We start from the raw sequence: 3,099 nt of genomic DNA, 5'->3' as shown, positions 1-3,099 counted from the left end.
CCAAACAGTCCCATACCAGGCACCACGTCCTTGACGAAGGACATAGAGGCACCCCATTACCGTTTTGGTTGCCTCGCAATGGGGCGCCCGGCCTCCGGAGTTGGCATGACTTTCTCCCCCTGTCGATCGCATGTCTTGGGGGGTGGTGTCACCGGCTCCGGAGGCATCGACAGACCGCTGATTAGCGGTCACACACATTCATGCCTCTGTCGAGCCACACCGCGCGGGTGCCGGACGGCGGCGGCACGCTAATCATGAGCCAGCCCGGGGGCGGCATGAGGCTATGCGAGCCAGTGCCGTCCGGCACCCTGGACGCTACGGCTGCAGACCGGGCGTCTGGGGTCGATTCAACAAGTCAGGGGCATGACCACCGGCCTTTCCGCAGGTCGGGAGGCTCTTCGTAATGTGGATGTGGCGATCGGTGCCGTGGGACGGCCGGGCGAAGAGGACGACCGGAGGAAGCGCGTGATCGACATCAGCGGCATCGGCGCCTTCCTCGGCCTGGACGTCGGCAAGGGCGAACACCACGCCACCGCCGTCACCCCGGCCGGGAAGAAGGCCTTCGACAAACGGCTGCCCAACAGCGAGCCCAAGCTCCGCGAGGTCTTCGGGAAACTGCAGGCCAAGCACGGAACGGTGCTCGTCGTGGTCGACCAGCCGGCCTCGATCGGTGCTCTGCCGCTGGCGGTGGCCCGGGACATGGGCTGCCCAGTCGCCTACCTGCCCGGACTGACGATGCGAGGATCGCCGATCTCTATCCCGGCGAGGCCAAGACCGACGCCCGCGACGCGTTCGTCATCGCGGACGCGGCCCGCGTCATCCCTCACACGCTCCGCTCGGTCGATCTCGAGGAAGAGACCATCGCCGAGCTGGAGATGATCGTCGGCTTCGACGACGACCTCGCCGGTGAGGCGACCCGGATCAGCAACCGCCTGCGGGGCCTGCTCACGCAGATCCATCCGTCGCTGGAACGGGTCCTCGGCCCGCGAGTGCAGCATCCGGCCGTGCTCAAGCTCCTCGACCAGTCCGGCTCCCCGGCGGAAATCCGCAAAGCCGGAAGGCACCGGCTCGTGGCCTTGATACGCCCGAAGGCGCCGCGGATGGCCGAGCGCCTCGTCGAGGACATCTTCACGGCTCTGGACGAACAGACCGTCGTCGTCCCGGGCACCGACGCGGCCGCATTGATCGTTCCCAGCCTCGCCGGTTCGCTCCAGGCAGTGCTTGACCAGCGAAAACTCCTCGCCGCCCGAATCGAAGAACTCCTGGAGGACCACCCTCTTTCGAAGGTCCTGACGTCCATGCCGGGTATCGGCGTCAGGACCGGAGCCCGCATCCTCATCGACGTCGGCGACGGATCCAACTTCCCGTCCGCCGCCCACCTCGCCGCCTACGCCGGCCTCACCCCAACGACCCGCAGTTCCGGTTCGTCGATCCGCGGTGAGCAACCCTCCCGACGCGGAAACAAGCAGCTCAAACGGGCCTTCTTCCTCTCCGCGTTCGCCGCCCTCGCCGACCCGGTCTCCCGGGCCTATTACGACAAGAAGATCAACCAGGGCAAACACCACACCCAAGCCCTTCTCTGCCTCGCGAGACGACGAGCCGACGTCCTCTTCGCCATGCTCCGAGACGGCACCTTCTACGACCCACAACCCGCCCCATCACCTTGACCAAACCCATAGGGGCACCCCCCCGGAGAAAACCGGAAAAGGACTTCTCACCGAGACAGAAGTGCGCTAGCCGAGCCCACTCCCGTCTGCCTGGCCAGTCGAGCGAGCGATCCCGTCGATCAAGGCCAGGCGCATCCTACGCAAAGCCCGATGTCACCCCACCAGACTCACGTCAATCACCAAAGCCATCAGCACCCTGCTGCCAGGATGTGGCTGCCGGTTCCCCATTTTCCCGGAGATTCTCCGAGTTTGTCCAAGCGGCGATGAGCCCGCGAGAGGCGTCAGCGCACCGCGCCAACGCCACCCCCAAAGCTTCGGCCGCCGAGGCGTAGTCCAGCTGGGCCCACCCGCACAGGGCCAGCACCTCGTGGTCCTTCCGCGGCGTGCGGTCCATCGCCTGGCGCACCGCCGCGATCCGTTCCTGGTCCTCCAGCCGGCCAAGGACCTCGTCGGCGAGGTCTGTGTCAACGACCCTGCAGTTCGGCTTCGAAGATGGGCAGGAGTTCGTCCCCCCCTGGCAGCCGGTTGGATGCAGCCACCGTCAGCCCCAGCACTTGAGAGCCCCAGTGGAAGCGATGGCCGCTTGACCCTTGACGCAGGTTAGGGGGTCTGCGATGCCGTCACCGAGACAGGTTCACAGATCCTTGCCATCGTCAACAGTCACCGACGGCCGACCGTCAACGACAGCCCACGAGCCGAACTTGCGGCTGTCGGAGGCGCACGCCGTGCAGGTGCGACACCACGTCTCGTTGCATGCGGTGAAGGTCGTTCAGCAGCTTCATCAGCGTCGTTCGCATGTTGCCCGGTTCACGAACAGGTGTCGCACCTGCCGCAGTGTGGCCTGGCTCTCGCCGTGCTTGCCGGTCACCACGACCCGCTTGATGCCCGTATTGGTGCCCAGGCCGGACAGCGCCGACAACAGTCGGCGCCGCAGGACGTTCTTGGACAGGTTCTCGCAGGTGGCCACCGAGGCGGATTCGCCCGTGCACCCGGTGTGTAACTCCGCGCACTTCAGAATGTCCGGCAGGTCGGCACCTGACGAACTGGTGATTTGAGTAGTGGCTACTCATGCCACCCCGGACTGCATGCATCACTATTTCCATTCGTAGGGCCGGTAAACGTGTGTTGCGGGAACGTGGGGTTCCCTCAATACTCGCGGCCATGCCTACCACCATGCTCAACGAGTGGGGCGCGGTGGACTCCGAGTGCGTCGGAGTCGTGGGCCGGGGTCTTCCCCCGGCCCACTCGGCATCTGTTTGAATCACTTCAACACCCTGCGGATCAAACGAGTGTGGCTCCACGGTGCGTCCGTCTCCGCTGACAGGGGCCCTTCTGCAGACCTCATGCTGAGGCAGGTGATGGTCAGATCTCAAGTCCGGGTCTGTCAAACGAGCGGTGTATCTCGGGTTGTTGAGGGCTACTGACGAGCTAC

1 protein-coding gene and 1 pseudogene are annotated in these 3,099 nt (G+C 65.3%); one reads left to right on the top strand and one right to left on the bottom strand.

Annotation, left to right across the window (positions count from 1 at the left end; genetic code table 11):
- Positions 1–465: 465 nt before the first annotated feature.
- Positions 466–1,667: pseudogene (locus tag ACFWW8_RS38385) on the top strand (IS110 family transposase).
- A gap of 781 nt (positions 1,668–2,448) precedes the next feature.
- On the opposite strand, the gene ACFWW8_RS38380 reads toward ACFWW8_RS38385, so the two are convergent.
- Positions 2,449–2,634 carry a hypothetical protein gene (locus ACFWW8_RS38380; RefSeq protein ID WP_386537535.1) on the bottom strand — a complete coding sequence of 62 codons (186 nt, stop codon included), beginning with the start codon at positions 2,632–2,634 and terminating at the stop codon, positions 2,449–2,451.
- Positions 2,635–3,099 lie beyond the last annotated feature (465 nt).

This window comes from Streptomyces sp. NPDC058701 (genome assembly GCF_042715295.1).
Lineage (GTDB): Bacteria > Actinomycetota > Actinomycetes > Streptomycetales > Streptomycetaceae > Streptomyces.
This window is presented reverse-complemented; position numbering and strand designations above follow the sequence as displayed.